Origin of the sequence: Chitinophaga silvisoli (genome assembly GCF_003412465.1) — a bacterium.
Classification (GTDB): Bacteria; Bacteroidota; Bacteroidia; order Chitinophagales; family Chitinophagaceae; genus Chitinophaga; species Chitinophaga silvisoli.
The window spans coordinates 15959-39358 of record NZ_QTJV01000003.1 but is presented as its reverse complement, the minus strand read 5'-3'; the positions used below and the strand labels follow the sequence as shown (position 1 = coordinate 39358).

Sequence of the window (23400 nt, the reverse complement as noted above, 5' to 3'; positions counted from 1 at the left end):
AAATTATAGAGTTATCAATGCCGAATACATATTACCCTGCCCATAAGCAGAAGCACGTTCACTTAATTTTTTAATCTTCCTGCCAGGAAAATGGGTGGACAATTTGCTATAACTCACCGGGAAAGGCACCCAGGTAGGTACTGGTTTTTCTATATCGTATTCAATGATAATAAGACGGTCGGTATGATTTTTCAGTTTCCGTACAAATGCGGCCTGGTCTTTTACATAATGCAATGAATTGGCCATCAGTACCCCATCAATCTGCCCAAAAGGCAGTGGATCGAACACAAAATCGAGATTGAATATTTTAATCCCATGCCCGGCAATCCTCGTAGCCGGTTTATGATCTATTGCATAGATCGTACTTCCTTCAGGCAGGTAATGCGCCAGTGCCGTAGAAAACAGGCCACTGCCACAGCCCAGGTCAGCCCACTGGCTGATGCCTGCATGCTGCAACACATCACATTGTATAAACTGAATGGCTTCGGATAATTCCATGGCTAAAGGCTATCTGTATTCAACATGGCTTTGAGGATATTCGCTTCTATATCCACATCACTGAGGTTCTGCAGGAAGTTCACATCATCAATCTTATTATGGTAGTCTGATATCAGCTTCCTAATATCAGGCGGGATCTGTGTTTTTATCACGCTGGCAGTACTTTGCAGCTGGTCGTTCTTGTCCGCTATTTCCTGGATGATCCTGGCTTTCTTGGAAATATTGTTGTGCAGATCTATGCCCGACAGCTCCGCCAGTTCGAGGAAGAGAAATAAATTGCGGGAGGGTACAAACAGGAAATACCTGTCTACACCCACGATGTGGTATACTTCCAGGATCAGGCTCCCCGCTGTCAACCCGCAATAGAATTCACTTTTAAAATCCACTTTGTTCAGGATGCCCATCAGCTTCCTGTGGATGGTAGCATATGCATTGCGGTATACTTCTGCCGGGTTATAGTCTGTAAGTTTTTCTACCAGGTCAAAGGGGATATCGTAGAAGAAATCGGCCGCGAAACGGGCACTGAATGCATTGATATTTTTAGAGAAAGGAGATTCATCCTTTTCCTCTGACAATAGCTGGAAAAGCCGGCGCAGGGACTGGTTGACTTTCAGTGCCTGTCGCTGCTTTTCCAGGTTATAACTTTGTTCTGTGAATACGTTGCTATTCAGCTTGTCAATAAGGTCTCTGTTGAGCTGGATCTCATCATGAAGGATGAGTACATTCCGCTCGTTGGCACTTTTGATTTTCCTGAGCAGTTCGATGATGGTCAACGAATATTGAACATGAAAGAGTTCGAGCTTATTCACATCCAGGTCCGGATTGTTCTCAAATAATTTATGGATCACCTGCGTACGCAGAAAGATCTTATAGACTATTTCATCCTCAAAAAACACCGACAGCAGCTGCAATTTGCTGATTGTCCTGTTTGACTCACTTAATATGACGGCCCGGTTCTCCTCCATTAGCTAGCGTTCCTTATACGTTGGTTACGTTCTTTCTCAGCTCTGTTTCAAGTGACTGCAGTTCTGTATTCAGTTGTTTTCTGTTTTCAGTACCCTGGTCATGGATGCGTTTCACTTCTGCAAGTGTTTCAATCAGGGAAGAAGTGGTACGTTTCAGCGTCTCGATAGATACGACTGTACTTTCATTCTGCTTTGCTACTTCGATACTGTTTTGTTTCAGCATGTCCGCATTCTTCTGCAGGATAGTATTGGTAGTATCTGCCACTTTCTTCTGCATTTCCACATTCGCCTTTTGTCTTTGCAGGGCAACGGCGATCGTCAGCTGGTTCTTCCACACAGGAATGGTGGTTGATACGATTGACTGTGCTTTTTCAGCAATGGCAGTATTGTTGTTCTGCACCACTCTGATCTGCGCCAGGGATTGCATCATGATAAAGCGTACAATCTTCATATCGGCCAGGCGTTTGTCCAGGCGATGCAGGAACTCACGCATATCAGAGATTTCGTAATCCTGGTACGCTGTAGGGTTACCTTCCATTTCAGCCAGTTTAATACTTAGCTGATTATATTTGTACTGACCGGAGATGATCAGTTCTTCCATCTGCTTGATGTAGTTCACATTGTTGTCAAACATCGTCTGCAGGGCAGTATTGTCCTTCAGGGAGTTGATACGACCCGCTTTGATCTTGTTCGTGATCTTGTCTACATTGGCAATAACGGTATCATACTTCTGGAACATCGCTTTTACATCCACTACCAGTTTTTTGAAGAATGGTATTTTGGACATGAAAGACTTGAACCCGCCCTGTTCCAGTTCATCTACATCTATATAGTTCAGTTCTGTCAGCAGATCATTGATGTGATTACCTACCTCTCCGGAGTTGAAGGTACGTACGGAGGTGAGAAAGTCATTGCTGTACTTATCCATGGATTTCTCCACTTCTGCACCATAGTTCAGGATGGCGTTTACGTCACCCGGAACGAGGGATTTGCTGACCTCTTCGTACTTTTTACTTTCGTCCGAGGTGACGGTGGTGAGGTCTACATTGCCTTCCCTGTCTATGTGCGGGGTGGCAATGACTACATCAGTTGTCGTATTTGCATTAATATCCATACGCAAATTTTTTAGTCTATAAGTATTGGCGGGTTACTGTATCAACAGTTTCCTGCAATTTTCTGTCTTTGGTAGCTTCCCCGATGGCATTGAATTTCCATTCGCCATTCTTCCTGTAGAATACTCCCATGACCATGGAAACGTGGCCGGCAAAGGCTGCATCGTGTGCAATGTCATACTTTGCAAATACTTCGGTCACTCTGCTGGGTGTACCTTCGTAAATGCGGATAGATGCAAATGGGATGGTACCGAAATCCTGCCCCCTGAAGCTATTGAGCACAAATGCCACATAGTTTACAGAAGGATTCAGGATAGAGAAATCCAGTGTGATTACCTCGTTATCCAGCCCGTCGTTACCATTTACATCCCCGGTGAGGTCGTCACCGCTATGTCTTACCGCCCTGTCTTTGGATTGCAAGTTACCAAAATAGACAACTTCCAGGGCCTGTTTATTCTCGTTGTATAATATACAGCTACCATCCAGGTCTACAGCTTCTTTTGTCTTGCCGAGTCCGAATAATCCTTTCTTTTCAATAGCTCCCCAGTTGATACCTACGCAGATCCTTTCCAGCCTGGTACCATTGCTTTTTTCGAGGGAGATGCGTTGTCCTTTCTGTAAGTTGATAGCCATGATAATTAGTTGTATTTATTCAGATAATCCTGTAAACCGCCTTTCATACCGGCACCTACAGCTTCAAATTTCCATTCGTTGTTTCTCTTGTAGATACGGCCAAACTCAACGGCAGTTTCAATAGAGAAATCTTCTTCCAGTTCATACTTAAGCAGTACCTGGTTATTGGAAGCATCAACGATGCGCACATAGCTGTTTCTTACCTGGCCAAAGTTCTGCCTTCTTTGCTCTGCTTCATGAATAGTGACTACCACGCAGATCTCAGTTACATTCGGATCGATTTTGGACAGGTCTACTTTGATCTGCTCATCATCGCCCGCACCCTCACCAGTCAGGTTATCGCCGGAATGCTCAATGGCGCTGTCCGGAGATTTTTTGTTGTTATAGAATACAAAATGAGCATCTGAAAGAATCTTTTTATTTTCACCGAGAATGAATACAGATGCATCCAGGTCAAAGCTGCCGCCCGTGGAAGAACTGTTGGTATCCCAACCCAGCCCGATTGTAAACTTAGGCGCATTGATTGCCTCTCTTTGTCCTTTTTGAAGGTTAATTGCCATTTTCTAAGCTTTTATATTATTTGTCGGATATATACATCTTTTGATGAAGCCGAGGTTACGGGCGTAAGCGTCTATCGTGTGGTACCCGTTGCCCACGGCCATGTTATACAACAGATTGATAAAGGTTTCCGTTTGATTTTGTAAAAAGATACAAAATGAATCGTAATCATAGTTGAGTATGTACTTGACAATCCTCGTATTGATAAAGAAACTGTCTCCCTGTATAATCTTTTCCAGATCGAATATAGACTTTACATGATGATAATTCAGCTGATTCTCAATATTTGGATGAATAGCCGGATTAGCCAGTTCTGCAAAGTACAGGAGGTAAATATCATTCTTTAATTCGTATTCCTCCACCATCCGCAGGATCATTTTTTCATGACTACCCGTAATCCGGATATCATCCAGGAAAATTAAGGTTTTTCCTTCCAGGAAGGACCTGTCTATATGGAATGCATCATTACCAATGAGTCTTAGCCGCTCAGCCGCATTCAGCTCACCATAGTCCTCCTTGTAGGTAATGGTACGGTGCACCTTTGCCTCCTGGATCACCGGGTATCCTTCTTCCGCCAGCCAGCTGTTGAGCCGGAAAACGAAATGATTCTTCATCGCAAAGGTAGCAGTAGGAATGAAAGCGTATGGGCTGGAAATAACAACCAGTTGCTTTTCCAGACCCGCATAGCGCAGACGATCCCTGATAAAACCTTCGGCAAGAGCTGTACCAAAAGCCCTGGCTACAGTATCATCTCCAAATTTAAAGCGGCTATAGGCATCCGGAGAGAAACCGAAACTATCAGGGTGGTGGATCTTATGTAATGAATAGGTAAATGTCATTAGTTTAACAAACTTTTTTAGTTCATAAGGTAATTTACAATACAATCAACGCCTGGTTTTGGGTCCATAGCTTTTTTGTCCCTCTAGTCAACTTTTTAAAAATAACGAGATTTTTCGGGTTACGTTAATTTGAACTTTAATATTTAATGAACTTTTGGTACAAATGGGAAAATTAGGAAGCAAACGGTTAACATCACAAACAAAATAAAAAGTTTACATATTACATTTTTCAATTTAATTTATATAAAAAAAGGCACCGGAATGCCCGGTGCCTTTTCGATTCAGGGTTTAAATGCCACTTTTCAGAAGTATTTTGCCTGCACTAAGCCCTTTCGCCTTAACCTCCACCACTATCTCACCTGCCTGTTCTTTCGACTGGACAATGGCCGTCAACTCGCCGTTAAATGCATGCATCCGGGGTAGATGAAACAAATCCAGGGAGCTGGCATCTCCATTGGCAGCAGCCTTGTAAGTGCCCGCTCCTGATACACTAATGTTGACCAGGCGCTGATCTGCCGGGCAAACATTGCCATCCTTATCTACTATTTTCACCCGGATATAAGCCAGGTCTTTGCCATCCGCCACTATCGCGTCCCTGTTAGCTTCCAGCACGATGTGATGTGGCTTACCTGCTGTACGCACAACCTCTTCTGCCGCCGCCTTCCCATTTGCATCATATGCTACTACCTTTATTTCACCCGGTTCATAAATGGCATTCATCCACATTAAGCGATAACGGTGCTGTGTGGTAGAATCATTCTTGAATCGCTTTCCATAACTTTTCCCATTGATGAATAATTCGGCTGAAGGGTAACTGGTATAAGCAAATACCGGTGTCTCCTGCCCTTCCCTACCCGGCCAGGTCCAATGTGGCAATACATGCAAGGTTGGTGACTGCCTATTCCATACACTCCTGTACAGGTAATAACGATCCTTGGGAATACTGGCCAGATCAATGATGCCAAACATAGAACTATGATTGGGCCAGCCATCTACATCGTAAGGAGACGGCTCTCCTAAATAGTCAAAACCTGTCCATACAAACTGCCCGATGGACCATTCATTATCTTCCGCCATCGCCAGATCTTCGTCCGGCAGGTTGGACCAGGAACAATATTCAAAGTCGTAAGATGATGACTGATGATCTTTGTATACCGCATCCGCTTTCCTCACTACCGGGAACTTATATACGCTCCTGGAACTAACTGTGGATGATGTCTCTGTACCTAAGACCAGGTTCTGCGGCAATTTGCCATATGCCTCTTTATACCGGTGTACACGGTAATTGAAACCCGGTAAATCGATCATGGAAGCAAAGCCATTACTCAGCACACAACTTACCTGGTCCATGCCACAGGTTACAGGCCTGGTAGGATCTTCCCTGTGACAAATGTCCTGCAGGAAAGATGCTACCTTGTATCCATCAGGACTACATTGCGTAGGTACTTCATTCCCGATACTCCACATCACCACACTCGGATCATTGCGGTAGTGGCGTAACATATTCACCATGTCTTTCTCCGCCCAGTCAGCAAAGAAACGATGATAACCATTTTCACATTTGGCAATGTCCCATTCATCAAATGGTTCTATCATCATCATAAAGCCCATTTCATTACACAGGGCTACCAACTCGGGAGCAGGCATATTGTGTGATGTCCTGATGGCATCACAACCCATCTCCTTCAGCAGTGTCAGCTGATAACGCAGTGCTGCTGTATTGATCGCAGCCCCCAGTGGACCCAGGTCATGGTGATTACATACCCCCTGGAACTTGCGCAATTTTCCATTCAAAAAGAATCCCTTATCTGCCACAAACCTTATATCACGGATCCCAAAACGGGTGCTGTAAGTATCTACCTGCACACCATTCATATAGATCACAGATCGTGCTGTATATAAAACAGGTGTTTCAGGAGACCACAAGGCAGGCTGGTTCACGATGAAGTTCTGTTCAAATGGTTGGCCATGCGTTACTTTCTGCACATTTTCCTTTATCGCTACCCGCACTCCTTTTGCATCGAGGATTTCGGTGATCACCTTGACATCCGCATCGCCGGTATTGTCAATAGCTGTCTTAAGATTCACGGCAGCATATGCATCGGATACAAACGGAGTTGTAATGTAAGTGCCCCATACCGGAACATGTGCTTTACCAGTTGTGATCACATGTACATTCCTATACAAACCTGCACCGGAATACCAGCGGGAAGATTGTGGCTTATTTTCTAAACGAACTGCTACCAGGTTATTCTTTCCATCAGCAGTGAGATAAGGCGTTACATCTACAGAAAAAGAATTATAGCCATTCGGCCAGAAACAAGCCTCTTTACCATTCACATACACCCGGGCTTCGCTCATCGCACCGTCAAACAACAGTGATACAGTTGTACCTGTGGGTACATCAAAATGATTGCGATACCAGCCGACACCTACATAGGGCAGACCACCTGTTCTACCAGTCTTCGTGCTGGCCACCGTTTCTCCATTCTGTTTTATAGCTACCTCCTGCAGGTCATTGTTACGGTCAAAAGGACCGTAAATGGCCCAGTCATGCGGCACTGAAACAGTCTTCCAATCCTTGTCGTTAAAGGTCTGCTCCATAGCACCCGATGGATCGCCCTGGGTAAACTGCCAGTTCTTCTCCAGCAAAAATTCCTTCCGGTCCTGTGCCTGTAAGCAATTTGCGATCAGCACAAATAGCAGACACCATCGTAATATCATCATATCGTCTGTTTATTTAAATGCGTCCAGGGCTTCAGTGGGTTTTCCTGAGTCGTCGAATGCGCCCATCGTGTAGTTCTTCCAGGCACCGTATGCCTCCGGCTCCCAGTAAAATACGCCTAATACTTTGTTATCGGATACAGATTTTGATTTGGCTATCAGGTCTGTCAGGAATTCTTTGGCAGTGGCTGCCTGCTCCTGGTCCATTCCTACTTCGCAGATCATGATGGAAGAACCATAGCGGGCAATCATATCCTGCATGTTCTGGTAGCAGGCTGTATTCAATGCCGCCCAGTTATCTTTTGTAGGATACAGGGACATACCAATCACATCCCACTTTCCACCATTAGCTTTCAACCCGTCAAAGAGCCATCTGAACAATGAATTATCATTACCGTTCTGCAGGTGCACAATTACTTTGGCATCCGGGAAGACCGCTTTCACTGCATCATAACCGGCATTCGTAAGGGTAGCGTAATTAGCCATATTTGTAGCGGCCTTACCATCATTCCAAAGCATGCCATTACCTGTTTCATTACCTACCTGCACCCACTCAGGCGTGATACCTTTTTCTTTTAACAGTGTAAGTACTTCCTTGGTATGATCAGCTACTGCTGTTTTTAATTCATCAAAACTCATATTGGCCCATGCAGCAGGCTTTGTTTGCTGACTTGGATCTGCCCAGGTATCGCTATAGTGGAAATCAATCATGATCCGCATACCCAGGCTCTTAGCACGATATGCTTTTACCAGCAGATCGCTTTGATTGCACCAGCCATCTGAAGGATTGACCCATACCCGCAAGCGCACTGCATTCGCGCCCAGACTTTGCAGGAGCCTGATACCATCCATCTCTGTCCCCCCGGCATTGTAAAACTTTTTGCCGGACGCTTCCATCTCTGTAATCCAACTCACATCTGCCCCCTTGGCGAATCCCGAGGTATCTGTAGTACTTGTTGTAGCGCCGTCATTCTTATTGCAGGCGAACAACAGTATAATAGCTGCTAATATTCCTAATTGCTTCATTCTACTGAATATTTAAACTTCTGTGGATCACTCAGGTCCAGCTTTAATGTGTAGGTACCTACTTTTGTATATGGGAACCCATTTGCGTCTGCGGTGTATAAAGTACATACACCTGCTTCATCACTGGTACCGAAGAACCAGCTCCAGCTTTGATTGACCAGTACTTTGATCCCCCATTGCTCTGCGGAAGTCGTGGTGATGGTAGCCGTCCATACCTTGTTGACAGCATCGTAGGTCATAGGAGTCGCAGTAGTACTCCAACTGTTAAAGTCACCTACTACGCTGAGAGAGTTTACCACTGTTTCACTCCAGGTGAGCGTATTTGTATTGGCAGCGATGTAGAGGTAGCCGCCATTGGAGGTCCACAAATTCCAGTGATCACCCGCAGCTGATAATACATACTGGTTGCCATCTGCAGGATAGCTACCATAGATTACTGAAGCACTGTTGCTTTCTTCGTTTGTAAGCAGGAAATTGTACCACTGGTCTACCTTCACAAACCCATCATATTTACCATCTTTATTCCTTGCACAGAGTTTCCATGGAAAAGAAGTCAGATCAGTGCTGGCCATGTACAGGTAAGCAGCATCACTACCTGCTTCGTAAGGAGTGATCTTTAGTGTAAGGACATTGCTGTATTTAGAAGATGTATTGGCAGCAAGCGTCGTTTTTAAACGTACATACAAATTACCACTTTCACCCGCTGTCAGGCCAAATCCGATCACTAAATTGTTTAGGACAGCAGTGGTGTAAGAGATAGCTGAACTGGTGACTGTCACCTCTTTTTTAATATTGCTGAAATCAGCGTCCAGTGCATATTGCACAGTAGTTTGCAGAAGTGATTCTTCTACGGAATAACCATTGGAGACACTTAGTTTTCCCGCATCCCACATGAGCTGCAGGACCACGCTATCTTTTGCAGATTGTGACAATGTCAGTTGCGTAGCAGTCGCAGTCAGTGCCCCATCCTGATAACCAGATAACACTGCTTGTGATCCTTCCTTTTTACAACTGATGAAAAGGAAGATACTCAGTATATAGAGAAGTATTTTTTTCATGAAATTGTGTTTAGTAGCCTGAATTTTGGATAAGGTTAGGATTAGAAGCCAGGTCAGTTGTTGGAATCGGATACAGGTTATATTTCGTATCTACAGACTGCCCGTTTACAGATCCACCTTTCCATTGCCATAAGTAATCACCGCCTGTAAACTTGCCGTAGCGGATCAGGTCTGTACGGCGGGTACATTCCCAGAACAGTTCACGGCCACGTTCAGCCAGGATGAAGTCCAGCGTCAGGGTAGAAGCATTGATATCGCCGGCAGTATTCTGATACGCACGTTCCCGCAGTTGATTCACATAGTTTACAGCATCGCCTACTGTACCACCGGTGCCGCCTCTCAATACAGCTTCTGCATACATGAGGTATACATCTGCCAGGCGGAACATAGGAAAATCAGTATTAACCAAACCACCGTCAGTAGTATAAGTGCCATCATCATTCAGGTTCGTAAATTTCACGATAGAATAACCCTGGCTGGAAGAAGACGGATCATCTACATCCAGGCTCTGTCCATCTGTCCAGAAGGCCCCACGGGTGTCAGTATTACCACTATGGTCAGGGAATAAATTCACGAACTCCCTGAGAGTGCGGATACTGGACCATCCTGATACCACACCGTAGTCAGATGCCTTCATAGAGCCTACAATAGGGCCATTCACCAGGTAGGTCGTAGCACCCCAGGTAGTAGTATGTGCTACATCTGCTTCAATCGGGAAGATGATTTCATTGGTGGTACGTTTATCATTATCACCGTTGAATAGTTTTTTATACACAGGCTCTAATGAATAACCACCTGCGATGATCTTATTACAATAGGTAATGCAATTTGTATAATCCGCTGATCCGGTATACACGGCAGCATTCAGGTAGTTCTTTGCCAGCAATGTCCATGCAGCTGCCCTGCTCACGCGGCCATATTCATTTTGCAATGGTGCTGGCAGCACATCTTCTATATCCTGCAATTCAGACTGGATGTATGCATAGAGGTCAGCTCTCTTGATGCGTGGAGGTGTGAAAGCACCTGCCTGATCTGCTTCGGTTACGAAAGGCACATTGCCATACAGATCCATGGCATGCGTATAAGCCAGTGCACGCAGGAAGCGGGCTTCAGCCCTGAAAACTTTCAGACTGGCCTGATCTGCTTCGGAAAAGGAAGCGATCTTTGCGTCAGTTGCATTCCTCAGGAATTCATTACAGAGCGCTACGGTATAATATATACGATAATACATCGCGCTCACCCAGGTGTCAGAAGCACCCCAGGTCATGTATTGAATATTTGTGAGGTTATCACCGCCAGCCCAGGTATACACCACTTCGTCAGTAGGTATTTCCTGCAGGTTGAAGTAGACTCTCAGATAGCCCCAGGATGCAGTGCTGCTGGCCATATCCGCATTCCCATCGCCCTTTTCAATACCCGCCACTGCAAAGGCGGAGTAGAGTTTAGCCAATACGGATTTATAATTTGCAAGACTCGTGTATACAGACTCAGAAGTCTCTTCCACGCTGGGCACCTGGTTCAGATCCTTGGTGCAGGATACCAGCATGGTGATCAATAATATGAAGGATAAGATCTTTTTCATAATCGTTAGAACTCAAGGTTAATGTTGATGGAATAAGTACGTGGACGGGGATAGAAAGCACTTTCAAATCCATTGGTTACTTCAGGATCCTGTCCGCTGTATTTGGTGATGGTGAATACATTCTGTGCGATGGCACCGATACGCATATTCACGTGCTTCACTACTTTTCCAAGGTTATAAGCGACTGACATATTATCCATTCTCAGGAAAGAGGCGTTCTCTACATAATAGTCTGAATAGTACTGACGGGTTTTGAAACCTGTGTTCAGGTAATCTTTATGCAGGTTGTTCAGCGCCGCATCCACATACTGTACAGTTTCCCAGGCACTCAGGCTCATTTTTGTATTGTTGTATACATAGTTGCCCAGGTTTGCGCGCAAAGTGAATCCGGCAGACCATTTTTTATAGGTAGCCTGCGTGTTGAAGCCCAGCATCCAGGTAGCAGCAGGTGAATGATAGCGGTACAGGTCACTTTCGTTGATCACGCCATCATGGTTCAGGTCAGCGTACACTCCTTCCAGTGGTTTGCCTGATGCATCGTATACCTGTTTGTATACATAGAACATGTTAGGCTGGTAACCGGGCGTAAGGATCTGGATCCCTCTGCCAGCCACTGAAGGACCTGAATAAGTACCGACTGTAGTGGCTCCTTTTACCAGTGTAATATTGGTTACTTTCGTGTACTGGTTGGTAGCGTTGAAATTCACATCCAGTTTAAAATCGCGCTTGCTGATTGGAGTGGTGTTGAGTTGGAATTCAAAACCATGGCTCTCAATATTACCAACGTTCGTAGTAGCTGTCTGGTCAAAGTTAGTACCGGCAGGTACTGATACATTCGCCAGCAGATCGTAGGTTTTGCGGGTGTAATATTCAACAGCACCAGAGATCCTGTTGTTCAGGAAACCGAAGTCCAGACCATAGTTGAAAGCTTTTGTAGTTTCCCATTTCAGATCGTATACATAGACAGATGGTCTGTATACATATAAGTATTCGTCCCCAAAGCGATACTGTGCGTAATTGTTCCCCTGTTGATACACGGACATGTAGCTATAGTTGCCTATGCCATCCTGTTGTCCGGTTACACCATAACTGGCCCTTAATTTAAGGTTGCTAAGTACATTGCTGTTTTTAAGGAAGTTTTCATCGATTACGTTCCAGGCCAGTGCCACAGAAGGGAAAGTTCCCCACCTGTTCTCAGGACTGAAGCGGGAGGTACCATCTCTTCTGATAGTTCCTGTGATCATGTATTTAGAGAATAAGGTATAGTTCACTCTTCCATAGTAAGAGAGCAACACATGGCGTTCATCAGTTGCTTTCGCAGTAGACTGCAGTTCTCCTTTTTCATTGTAGTAAGTGATAGCAGGACTTTTTGCGCTCCAGTGCTGGTAGTCATAACCGGCAGTAGCGTCAAACTTGTGAATACCGATATTCCTGCTGTAATTCAGGTAGCCTGTAAACAGTTTGTTCTTCAGGGTCTGGGAGTAATCATTGTTGGAACCACCTACACTATAACCATTTGCGGAAGCAGCGGGGATCCATACGGAGCCTTCCCCTTTACTGTAATCGTAACCTACGGTGACGTGGGCTTTCAGATCAGGGAGGAAATGGAACCTGTAATCCGCATCGAAGTTACCGATGCTTCTGTATACATCGCTTTTGCGTGTTTCCTGATCCAATAGGCCTACAGGGTTCCGGTTAGCGCCGGTAGCAGGAATGCCGTTGTTGTCGAGGCTTTCGTAAAATCCGCCGAAAGCTGATTTACCGGAGTAGACAGGCTGTGTTGGATTGAAAGCAACGGAAGACCAGATGGCACTAGTGTTTGCAAACCGGTTATTATTAGCTGCACCTTTCAGGTTGAAAGTCAGGTTCAGGTGTTTATCGAAGAAGCTGGGTGTCACCACCAGTGATCCCGTGAAGCGGCGTGTCTTATCGGTTTGCAGGTTACCATCCTGGTTGTAATAGCCTACAGATGCACGGAAAGGCACTGATTTCGCAATCTTGCCGGTCAGGCCCAGGTTATTATCGGTACCCATGGCATTCTTAAATACTTCTTTCTGCCAGTCAGTATTGCTGTCACCTAAGAGGGCTTTTTGCGCATCAGTACCTGCTGCATTGATCACCTCCCTGAACTGTGCGGGAGACATCATGTCTGCCACATTCTTTCTTTGTTGTAAGGTGACAACGGAGGAGAAGTTAAGTTTCAGCTGATCGCCTTTTCCTTTCTTGGTGGTGATCATCAACACCCCGTTGGATGCCCTGGAACCGTAGATGGCAGTGGAGGCTGCATCTTTCAGTACAGTGATACTTTCGATATCATTAGGGTTGATCATGCTCAGGAAGTTGTCAGTGTTTCCGCTGATACCACCGGTTTCCAGTGGCACCCCATCCAGTACGATCAGGGGTGCATTGCTGGCACTTAAAGAGGCACCACCACGTATGCGGATGGTGCTACCGGCGGTAGGAGAACCACCATTGGTCATAATCTGCACACCGGAAGATTTACCACTGATCAGTTGTTCTGATGAACCGACTAAACCAGGGTTAAACTCTTTGCTGCTGACGCTGACAGCGGAACCTGTCATATCTTTTTTAGTCTTGGTACCATAGCCGATAACGACTATTTCATCCAGTTTTTTGTCTTCAAAAGACATCACTACATGTAGGGTATCGCCCGCTGCTTTCACTATTTTTTTAGCAGCACCTACATAGGTAAATTCCAGTACATCTTTTCCCGGAGGCAGTGTTACGGTGAACCATCCGGAAGCATTGGTAATGGTACTGATGGCAGTGCCGCTTACTAATACTGACACTCTTTCGAGCGCTTTCCCGCCTTCGTCGGTCACAGCACCTTTTACGGTACGGCTCTGCTCCTGGGCATTTACACCCAGGCTGCTGATTACCATGCATAGGCAGAATAGGAATTTGCGGAAAATTGATTTCTTCATATTGTGGAATTAAAAATTTTATACGATCTGTTTATTCAAGCCAAATTGCTCCAATGTCTATGGAAGCTTTGTCCGGCACCTTGTCTGATGTGGAAATGTTTAATGTTTCAATTTGATTAATGTCAAAGTCAATGTTGGTTTTTGGTACGAAATATTGATTCAGGAAAACAGGATATGGACGAGGCAATAGCGCGGTACTATCCTGTTGTAGCGTGCCTATTGGCACTTTATATACTTGCTGATTTTTGTAAATTGAAATGCGTTGTGAATAGGTATATCCATCTGTGGTAATAAATCCAAGATTCAGTTCAGTAAGTGTGGATGTTGGAATATATACACAGAGATAGTTTTTATTTTGAAAAGATCTTTCCCTGCTGATATTTTTCCGCCAGAAGAAGCGGGCACTGTCTGCTTTTACATGCATGGTATATCGTTGAACAGGGGCATTATATGGCTGATCCCTGTGTATGTCAGCCTGCACAAAAGCACTCTCAGACATTGAATAACTTTCCAGCTCTCCACCCAGTATAACAGGCTCTTTCGGGGCAGCGATGCTTGTTTCCCAATAATGTGCTGCAGTAAAATCCCAATCAAGGGGAGCGCCTTCCTGATTACCAGGGAACGTATATGTTTTGCCGTTATTATATACAGTGATTGTATATTTCAAGGTGCTGCCTTTAATCAGGCCGGCAGGAATGGTGCCTTCCCAGGTGTAGCCATGGATGCGTTTGAGGCGTACAGATGGATTGTGATCGGACCAGAAAGAGACATGATCTGTTTGCAGGATGACAGAGTCAGGGAAGGCGGGTCCGGCAATGTCTGCCTGGATTGTTATATTTTGCCCGCTATCAGCCGCTGTTAAAGGCGTATGTATAACTGTGAATTGTTTGAGATGAGCAGGCGGTGCCACGAACTCGCCCAGTTTAATATGCCCCCATTCAGAAGAAGCAGACCATCGCCGGGTATCTTCTTTCATCAGCAAATAAACACCAGGACTGATATTAAAAACACCTTTTGTGGCGATGGAATCTCTTTTGTCAGAATTGAGGCTCCGGATAATAAAATGATTCCCCAGGTCAGGTACCTGCAATTGCATAGGCCATTGGTTCCAGGCAATGCTTACGACTTCTTTGCCGGGGGAAGGTTTGGCGAAGGGATCTGCCACCTGGATAGCATCGGGCATGAGTTCTAATCGCCATACACCGTTTTCCAGTTTGTCCAGGAAGTAAGCACCGATACCTTCATAGCTCACGATAGGCGAGTTGCCATAGCCAGCAATAGCAGTCAGCTGGTCGGGGGCTACGGGAGGGGTACTGGTATTGTTAGTGTAAAAGTATTGCTGCGGTGTGTTGAGCAGGCTCAGGTCTTGCCGGTAACTCACCAGGAAGTCTCCGAAAGCAGTATCAGCCGGGTAGGCAGGAAATTGCTCCCCACGTTTTATGCTTGTGGCTACGGCTGCAGCTATTTTCATGCTGAGGGCCTTCCTGGGAGTGTAGGCAAGATTTAAGAAGTGTGTCTGGTACTCGGTATTATAAGCTGCAATATCGATGGGGTCATAGGCAAACTGGGTGATCCATTGGAATCCCTGGCTACGGAATGTGCGGGTCATAGCCGGGTACATATAACTATAGGTGATGTCGGCAGGATCGAATTCGTAGATGGCCTTAGCTTTGGAAGCAAATCCTTTTTCGCTGGAGAAAGGGATGTTATATTGGTCTACGTAGGGCAGAAAATTCCCTTTGCGGGTGTGGCCGGCTACCAGGCCTATGGGGTACCATTGGTAGGTAGTGCCTTGAATATCAGAGGCATAATAAGCAGGAACATGGTCCCTGTTATGACTGACATTATAGAAGATCGGCTTTTTATTGCCCGTTGATTTGATAGCGGCGACCATGGTAGCGATGTACTTTTTGGTCAACGTAGGAGATTCTACATGGCAGGGCTCATTATTGATCTCAAAACCTACGATGGCAGGATCATTTTTATACGCTTTGCCGGTGTAGGGATTGACATGGTTGAGTAGTTGGCGGACATAAGTTTCCTGAGCAGCAATGGCTTTGGGATTCTTATGAACGTCACATTTGTCATATAAATAGGAGAAGCCGCCGGTGGGTTCATTCCTTTCCGGGTAGCCATTCCCAAAATTGGTCATGCAGGTGATCAGCACCCTGATTCCCCTTTGTTGGACCTTGGAGACCAGGTAATCGAGAAGATCGAGGTGCTCATTTTGTTGTAAGCGGCCTATGGAGTCTGTGATTTCAACATCCCAGATGTGGATGCGGTAAGCATTGAATCCAAGGCGGGAGAAGTGGTAGATGTCCTTGTCGATAGCTGTCTTATGGTCGTGGACTGAACGGTAGGCATGGGCGAATGGGAGGGTGTAGTTGACCCCGTAGAAGGAGGCTTCTTTTTTAGAGTCTGACCAGCGCATTACCCCAGCTTTATCTACATAGATAGGTTGCTGAGCGAACGTGGCTGTGAAATACAAGCACATGCAAAGGAGTGGAATCGTCTTTAGGGACATATATAACCGTATCAGTTTTTCGTACGGTCCGAAGCTATTTAAGAATGGTTTTTAAGCGGGGTTGATATCGGACATAATAGGATAAAATTCAGACAAGACGGATATATATTGCATTTTCATATTTATAATATAATAATTACAATTAGATTATGAATTTAGCCTTAGGAATTGTTCTTTATAAACTGGGAAGGGGTTTGTCCGAATTCTGCCTGGAAGCATTTGGAGAAATAGGAGGCTTCTGAGAAGCCGACCATATACATCACTTCCGCCACGGAGAATTTATTCTTTTGGAGGAGGAAGGCGGCTTTTTTCATCCGGATGGAGCGGATGTATTCTACGGGGGTGAGGCTGGTAAGTTGTTTTATTTTCCGGTAGAGTTGTTTCGGGTTGGTGAAGCTAAGTTCACTGAGTACCTGGACGTTGAATTGTGGGTCGTCCATTTTTTCCTCTATGATTTGGGTGATGTCGGAGAGGAATTGTTCATCCCGGGAGAGGGGATTTTCTTCGCTTGGGTTAGTGAGGGCTGAGATTCTCAGCTGGTTTTCCAGGTCTTCTTTGCGTTTGAGGAGTTGTTCGATCCTGGAGAGGAGGATGGAGATGTCGAAGGGTTTGGACATGAAGGCATCCGCACCGAGGTCGATGCTGTCTAATTCGGTTTTTTTGTCGTCTTTGGCGGTTAGTAATATAATAGGGATAGTGGCGGTTTTGACTTGTTTTTTGAGGCGTTTGCTCATTTCGAGGCCATTCATGACAGGCATCATAACATCGACGATGATGAGGTCGGGTTGGTATTCAAGGCTGAGGGTTTCGCCTTGTTTGCCGTCGTGGGCGGTGAGGGTGTGGTATTGTGGGGTGAGGGCCTGTTGGAGGAATTCGGTGATTTCCTGGTTGTCGTCGACGATGAGGATTTTTTTGCGGGAGCCTGCGCCCGGGGCAGGGTGCTGGTACTGATCTTGTTTTTGGTCCTCGTCCTGTTGCAGGTTTAGCTGCTCGTTCTGATCCTGGTTTTGGTTTTGATGATAGTGATATTGCTGGTTTTGGTCCTCGTCCTGGTTTAGGTATTGGTGATGGTTTTGGTGTTCGTCCTCTTCATTTGGATGAATAAGGATTTGTTCCTGATTGTTTACATCATTTTTTGCTCCTTCCTCTCTCAGATCAATGGCGTTTTCCTCCTTGTCCCGTACAGGCAAAGTCACCGTGACCGTAGTCCCTTCTCCCTCCACAGATGCTATATTCACATATCCCCCCAACTGCTCCGCATAATTCTTCACCAAATAAAGCCCAATCCCCGATCCCTCTTTATTTTTCGCCGTAATCGAAGACTTAAAAAACCGCTCAAACACATAAGGCAGGTCCGCAGCCGGAATACCAATCCCGGTATCTGTCACCTTTATAACAACTACATTATTCTTCCTGTTGAGGTCCAAATGTATCGCCCCGCCATCACCTGTATAACGGCAGGCATTGGATAGCAGGTTACTGATAATCGCCTCCGTCCTGATAATATCCGTATCAATATACATCTCCTCCCTATTACAACTAAATGTAAAAGTGACCTGCTTATTAATAAAGGAATCATACAGCTTCCTGGCGAAAGTTACCAGTTCCAGCTTTGACAATACCAGCGCAGACAGTGCACTACTATCCGCCCGGTTGAAATTCAGCACCCTATGAATCAGGGCATTGAGTTTCAGCGCATTTTGCTGGATGCCTTCCAGCTGTTTCTTTTTCAGCGGACTCCTGGTCTCCGCAATCATCTGGCTTACTGGGGCCAGGATCAAACTCAATGGTGTTTTCAACTCATGGGAGATATCCGTGAAAAAGTTCATCTTCAGGTTGGTCAGTTCAACCGTCTTTTGCTTTTCTATTCTTTCGATTTTCAGGTTATGCCTTACCCTAAAGAAATTGATCGCCCAGAGTACGAGTCCCACTACAATCAGGAAATAAATCGCCTTGGCGAGATTGGTATAATACCAGGGTGGAATAATGGTAATGGATAATTTTAAAGGGTTCGCGTACGGCTTTCCATAAGCATCCAGTTTACTTACCAGCAGGGTGTAATGCCCGTAGCTAAGATTGTTATAGATGATCAGGTTATTATTAAGCGGCAAGGTATTCCAGTCATCATCCATCTGCGTGATCCTGTATACATAGCGGGTGCCTTCAGGGTCGGAATAATTCAGGTCTGAGATAGCAAAAGCCAGGTTATTCTGCTCATGGCTCAGCCGGATTTCATCTTTGTACCTGATGGAACCGGATAACTTACCGTTGATGTACATAGCAGTGGGGTACAATCTGGCACCATCACCTGTAGCAGGTTGAATAGCAGCGGAGGTAATCCCTAATTCATCTGGTCCACCCATATATACCTCATGAAGGTCGCGGTCGTAATACATGGATGTAAAGGCAGACTGGCTGCTATTGAACCTTTGGACCTGTGTGGTATTCCTGTCTATCATCCAGATGCCTTCATTGGTGGAGATCCAGATTTTCCCTTCTACCTGTTCCATGCTTAGGATCTCATCCGCTTTGAATGGAATGGTCTTTATTGCGCCGTCCTTTATTCTTGTGATACTTCTTTGGCAGCCGATCCATATGATGCCTGCATCATCGGCGATCATGTAGGATGGATGGGTGGAGCCATCCATTACGGTTTCGACTTTGAAAGTATGTGGATTGATTTTATGTACGGCCCTGTTGTAGATCAGTGCCCAGATATTTCCCTGTTGGTCCCTGGTGAGCTGGTTGACGGAATTGCCGGCCAGGCCGTTGTGGGCGGCGAGGTTGCGGACGGCTATGATTGGGGCAGTATTAGGATTGCCTGCAACCATATTAGTGCTCCCATTAAGCCGGTCCCTATCTCCAACGATCTTTCTCCCGCTCAAGCCCTCCCTGTCTACAACAAAAATTCCTCCCAGGTAGGTCGCGATCCACAACCGCTGCTGATCATCTTCCTGGATACTATACGCCCAGTTAGCATTACGGGCCTGGGAGCTGTCAATAATATTATAATTAACAAACGCCTTTGTCTGCCGGTCATACCTGTTAATCCCTCCATCAGTCGCCACCCATACATTCCTGTTCTTATCCTCAAAGATATCCCTGATGCGGTTGTGCGAAATTGGCAGCGCCTTATCCCCCATCTTATACCAGGCAGATACGACCTCATGCCCACCGGGAGAGCTGGACCGGATGATGCCATTCGTTCCTCCTAACCAATATTCTCCATAGGAATCTTTGTAAATATTATAAAACCTGTTCCCATCTTTCTCATGGGTAATTTCAAAAATAGGGATGACCTGCAGGCTATTCTGATTCTGCAAGAGGGAAATTCCATAGTCAGTACCCAGCCAGACATTGGACTCCTTATCCCTAAAAAGGCTCCAGATGATATTGTTGACGATGGATCCTTTATTCCGGGCATCGTGTACAATGTGCTCTAATTGTTCCGTGGCAGGGGTGTATATATAAAACCCCGCATCTGTTCCGATCAGGAGCTTATTCCTGTTATCCGTAGTCAGTGATTTTATGGAGTGATCCTGCAGGATTGGCAACTTGACAGCGATGTTAAGGTGAAAATTGTAATAATAGATGCCTCCTTCAGTTCCGATCCAGATCATGTTCCGGCTTGTATCTTCAAATAGTGCGTTGACAAAGAGGTTGCTGCGTTTATGAGGGTCGGACAATGGGATCTGGCGGATCTGTGATTTATCGGCAGGGAGGCAATAGAGGCCATTGTAAGTACCTATCAGGATGTCGCCGTTGCTGGCGCGGGTCAGGGAGTAAATGGTGTGGTTGGACAAGCCTTTGTAAGCGACGCTTTCCAGTTTTTTGGAGCGAAGGTTATATTTAAAGAGGCCTTTGAAAGAGCCGATCCACAAATGATCGTTTTCCAGGAGCAGGGTCCGGACATCAGTAGGGAATTGTACCGGGGTGGTTTCGTATTGATCTTTTTGATAGTTGTAAAAGAAGATGCCATTCTCCATGGCCAGGCACATCAGTTCTTTATTGATGACGATGATATCGTATACGAAGGTTTTGTGGGAGGTGTCGTTGCCGAGGTGCGATTGAACAGAAAAGCCGTCATAGCTATAGAGGCCGTTATTGGTACCCAGCCACATGAGGCCAAGGCTATCCTGGGCGAAAGCGTTGATGGTGGTTGCTTCCGGCCCGATGGCGATGTTTTTGAATGTATGGTATTGGTAGTTCTGTCCCCAAAGTAGATGTACGTACAATGCGAGGATTGCGGTACAAATAAGTCGCTTAAGCATAACGTCACAAATCTAGGGGGAAAATTTGGAACTGGTAATAGGCCGGAAAGAGACATCTGCAGATTCACACAATCTCATATAACTATTTGACAATCAGAAACGACGGCTCCAATAGTAACATGAAAATGTACAATAACTTTCATTATGTTATCATGCATTTTTATGTTACTATTAATACCTGACAACAATAACAGCTTCTAAATTGATCATAAATTAAAGAAGGAACACCAGATGGTGTTCCTTCTTATTTGTAGCCTCGACAGGAATCGAACCTGTATCTGGAGCTTCGGAAACTCTTATACTATCCATTGTACTACGAGGCCAAAACGCCCTCTCTCTTTGAGCAAGGAAGGCAAAACTAATGTTTTTGATCTCAATTACAAAAACTACAGGTTAAGATTACTCTTAAATATCTTCACTGCGATCGCCAAAAGGATCACCCCAAAGAACTTACGAACCACCATCAAACCCGCTTTACCCAATATCCGCTCTATAAAGCTCAAAGAGCGAAGCACTATATAAATGATAATCAAATTAATAAGAATCCCCGCAAAAATATTCCACTGGTCGAAGTTCGCCTTCAGTGACATAATCGTAGTCAGCGTACCTGAACCCGCGATCAATGGGAATGCAATAGGAATCAAACTCCCTGTTTTCGTATCCTTCTCACTCTTGAAAAACTCCACACCAAGAATCATCTCAAGCCCGATTACAAAGATCACAATCGAACCTGCTACCGCAAATGAATGCACATCCACACTCAATAATTTCAGAAAAGGCTCCCCTACCAAAAGGAAAAGAATCATCAGCACACCGGAAGCAAGGGTCGCCTTGCCCGAATCAATGTGCCCCAATTTCTCTTTCATCGAAATAAGTACGGGTATAGAACCAACAATATCAATTACAGCAAAGAGTGTAAAGGTGATGGCTAAGATCTGGTCAAAATGAAACATGCAGGGTTCGTATTTCCTGCAAATGTAATATTTAATTGGCTATTAAATATTGTCGTAAGCCCGGTAAGTATTGTACCTATTAAAACAAAAGGGCGCTCCGTACAGGAGCGCCCTTTTGTTTTAATAGCCATAGCCCGGATCAACCCGGCATACGGGAAATATATTTATCCATTTCCTTGATCTGACTGACGATCTGTGCAGTAGTCGGCTTCTGCGCCTTTGCCCTGCGGAAAAAGTCCTTTGCAGTCTTAAAATCCCTGCGGCTCATCGCGATAGATGCCAGTGTCAGCAGCGCGGCAGCAGTATTCTCCTTATCAGGCAGCCCCATTCTTACCGCTTTCTTCAGGTTGGAATCCGCTTCTTTCAGGTCATTCTTCTGGTATGCAATCGTACCCAGCTGGAAATACTGCATTCCTTCATACTCCTTCATCGGGCTCCCAGACTTGATGCTCTGGCGGATAGTCGCCTCTGCCTTGTCCAGGTCCTTATTATACATCGCCAGGTTACTCTGCATAAAGTAATAAACAGACTGAATTGGCTTATATAACAATTTAGGGAATTTAATGGTATTCATCATCGCCATAGCAGTATCGATATCACCAGCTTCAACAGCTTCCTGTACCAGGCGCATAGGGCCAAACATGAAATGGGTAACCAGGCAGATGACAGCCAGTACCAGTACGATTGTGGCTTCCCACCAACCTACTGAAGCACCCAGTGCAATCCCGCCCAACAAAAGAATGATACCCAGTGGTAACCTATAACGAATAAATAAGTTTAATGCTTTCATCTGTCAAATCTATTACAAGAGGCGCAAAGATAAATAAAAAAAGATGTGAGGATTTAAAAGGAATTACTACCTTTGAATCATCAGATGATATGATGAATAAACAATCCTTACCAATCAGGCGAAACAGCCTCACAGACGAGGTTGCACAGCGCCTACAGGAGCAGATCTCCCTGGGAACTTATAAAACAGGAGAAAAATTACCTACCGAACCGGCGTTGATGGAGACGTTTGGAGTAGGTCGCTCCACCATCCGGGAAGCCGTACGCATCCTGGCCAATAGTGGGGTACTCAGGGTACAGCAGGGCTTAGGCACTTTTGTGGAAGAGCAGGCCGGTATTGCAGAACCCCTCCCCCAGCGACTCAAACGCGCACAGTTTGAAGACCTGGACGAAGTAAGGCAACTGATGGAACTGAAAATAGCACAGAAGGCAGCGCTGAACAGAACGGAAGAAGATATAGAGCGGATGAAGGCTGCACTGAAAAAAAGAAAGGAATATGGTGCGGCCAATGATGTGGCTGCCTGTATTGATGCCGATATTGAGTTTCACCTTGCAATAGCACAGGCTTCGAATAACAGTATCCTGACGGATTTGTATAAAACGGTTGCTATGCACCTGAAGGCAAAGTTCCTGGAGCGGTTTAAGACGACGGATACATTTGTAAATACGCAGCAACTACATAAAAATCTATTGAATAATATCGTGGCACAGGATGATCAGAAAGCATGGCAATGTGTACAGAAGATCATCGACCATAACGATAGCAGGTACCTTTAAAGATTACCAGACAAGGAAATGAGAGAGAGAGTATAAATAACACTCATTATATCTTTTAATTTATAACCAGTGTACTTGTTCTTTGATAATTCCAATGAGCATTGAAAATTATCAGGCACAAATACAGACAAATCCAAATTCTCAAC

At 45.2% G+C, this 23400-nt stretch carries 16 protein-coding genes and 1 tRNA gene; 1 reads left to right on the top strand and 16 read right to left on the bottom strand.

Annotated features, from left to right (window positions below; all coding sequences use genetic code 11):
* Positions 1-3: 3 nt before the first annotated feature.
* The 16 genes from DXN04_RS11145 to DXN04_RS11060 form a co-directional block, all read right to left on the bottom strand.
* Positions 4-498, bottom strand: a complete 495-nt coding sequence (locus DXN04_RS11145) for a class I SAM-dependent methyltransferase (protein ID WP_116853443.1) — start codon at positions 496-498, stop codon at positions 4-6.
* A 2-nt stretch (positions 499-500) separates the two neighbouring features.
* On the bottom strand, positions 501-1463 hold the full coding sequence (locus tag DXN04_RS11140; protein WP_116853442.1) for a hypothetical protein: 963 nt from the start codon (positions 1461-1463) through the stop codon (positions 501-503).
* Between the two features lie 13 nt (positions 1464-1476).
* Positions 1477-2577, bottom strand: coding sequence for a toxic anion resistance protein (locus DXN04_RS11135; RefSeq protein ID WP_116853441.1), 1101 nt, complete (start codon positions 2575-2577; stop codon positions 1477-1479).
* A 16-nt stretch (positions 2578-2593) separates the two neighbouring features.
* On the bottom strand, positions 2594-3208 hold the full coding sequence (locus tag DXN04_RS11130) for a TerD family protein (RefSeq protein WP_116853440.1): 615 nt from the start codon (positions 3206-3208) through the stop codon (positions 2594-2596).
* A 5-nt stretch (positions 3209-3213) separates the two neighbouring features.
* A complete protein-coding gene (locus DXN04_RS11125) occupies positions 3214-3768 on the bottom strand; it encodes a TerD family protein (protein ID WP_116853439.1) in 555 nt (184 codons plus the stop codon).
* A gap of 3 nt (positions 3769-3771) precedes the next feature.
* On the bottom strand, positions 3772-4605 hold the full coding sequence (locus DXN04_RS11120) for a phosphoribosyltransferase family protein (protein WP_116853438.1): 834 nt from the start codon (positions 4603-4605) through the stop codon (positions 3772-3774).
* Between the two features lie 288 nt (positions 4606-4893).
* Positions 4894-7332, bottom strand: a complete 2439-nt coding sequence (locus tag DXN04_RS11115) for a DUF4982 domain-containing protein (RefSeq protein WP_199415023.1) — start codon at positions 7330-7332, stop codon at positions 4894-4896.
* A 9-nt stretch (positions 7333-7341) separates the two neighbouring features.
* Positions 7342-8355, bottom strand: coding sequence for a glycoside hydrolase family 53 protein (locus DXN04_RS11110; RefSeq protein WP_116853436.1), 1014 nt, complete (start codon positions 8353-8355; stop codon positions 7342-7344).
* Positions 8352-9413, bottom strand: coding sequence for a DUF5111 domain-containing protein (locus DXN04_RS11105; protein WP_116853435.1), 1062 nt, complete (start codon positions 9411-9413; stop codon positions 8352-8354). Before DXN04_RS11105 ends, DXN04_RS11110 begins: the two co-directional genes overlap by 4 nt.
* A gap of 10 nt (positions 9414-9423) precedes the next feature.
* Entirely contained in the window at positions 9424-10995 is a 1572-nt protein-coding gene (locus tag DXN04_RS11100; protein WP_116853434.1) for a RagB/SusD family nutrient uptake outer membrane protein, read from the bottom strand.
* 5 nt (positions 10996-11000) lie between these two features.
* Positions 11001-13940, bottom strand: coding sequence for a SusC/RagA family TonB-linked outer membrane protein (locus DXN04_RS11095; RefSeq protein ID WP_116853433.1), 2940 nt, complete (start codon positions 13938-13940; stop codon positions 11001-11003).
* 31 nt (positions 13941-13971) lie between these two features.
* On the bottom strand, positions 13972-16464 hold the full coding sequence (locus DXN04_RS11090; protein WP_199415022.1) for a cellulase family glycosylhydrolase: 2493 nt from the start codon (positions 16462-16464) through the stop codon (positions 13972-13974).
* Positions 16465-16625: 161 nt separating this feature from the next.
* Positions 16626-20735 carry a hybrid sensor histidine kinase/response regulator transcription factor gene (locus DXN04_RS34760; RefSeq protein ID WP_158568965.1) on the bottom strand — a complete coding sequence of 1370 codons (4110 nt, stop codon included), beginning with the start codon at positions 20733-20735 and terminating at the stop codon, positions 16626-16628.
* Between the two features lie 251 nt (positions 20736-20986).
* Positions 20987-21058 (bottom strand) — tRNA-Arg (locus tag DXN04_RS11070).
* Positions 21059-21121: 63 nt separating this feature from the next.
* Positions 21122-21688, bottom strand: a complete 567-nt coding sequence (locus tag DXN04_RS11065) for a MarC family protein (protein WP_116853431.1) — start codon at positions 21686-21688, stop codon at positions 21122-21124.
* A 139-nt stretch (positions 21689-21827) separates the two neighbouring features.
* A complete protein-coding gene (locus DXN04_RS11060; protein WP_116853430.1) occupies positions 21828-22478 on the bottom strand; it encodes a tetratricopeptide repeat protein in 651 nt (216 codons plus the stop codon).
* A gap of 89 nt (positions 22479-22567) precedes the next feature.
* Here DXN04_RS11060 and DXN04_RS11055 point away from each other — a divergent pair, with 89 nt between their 5' ends.
* Positions 22568-23254 (top strand): FadR/GntR family transcriptional regulator, encoded by a 687-nt coding sequence (locus DXN04_RS11055; RefSeq protein ID WP_116853429.1) that lies wholly within the window; start codon positions 22568-22570, stop codon positions 23252-23254.
* The last annotated feature ends 146 nt before the right edge of the window (positions 23255-23400 follow it).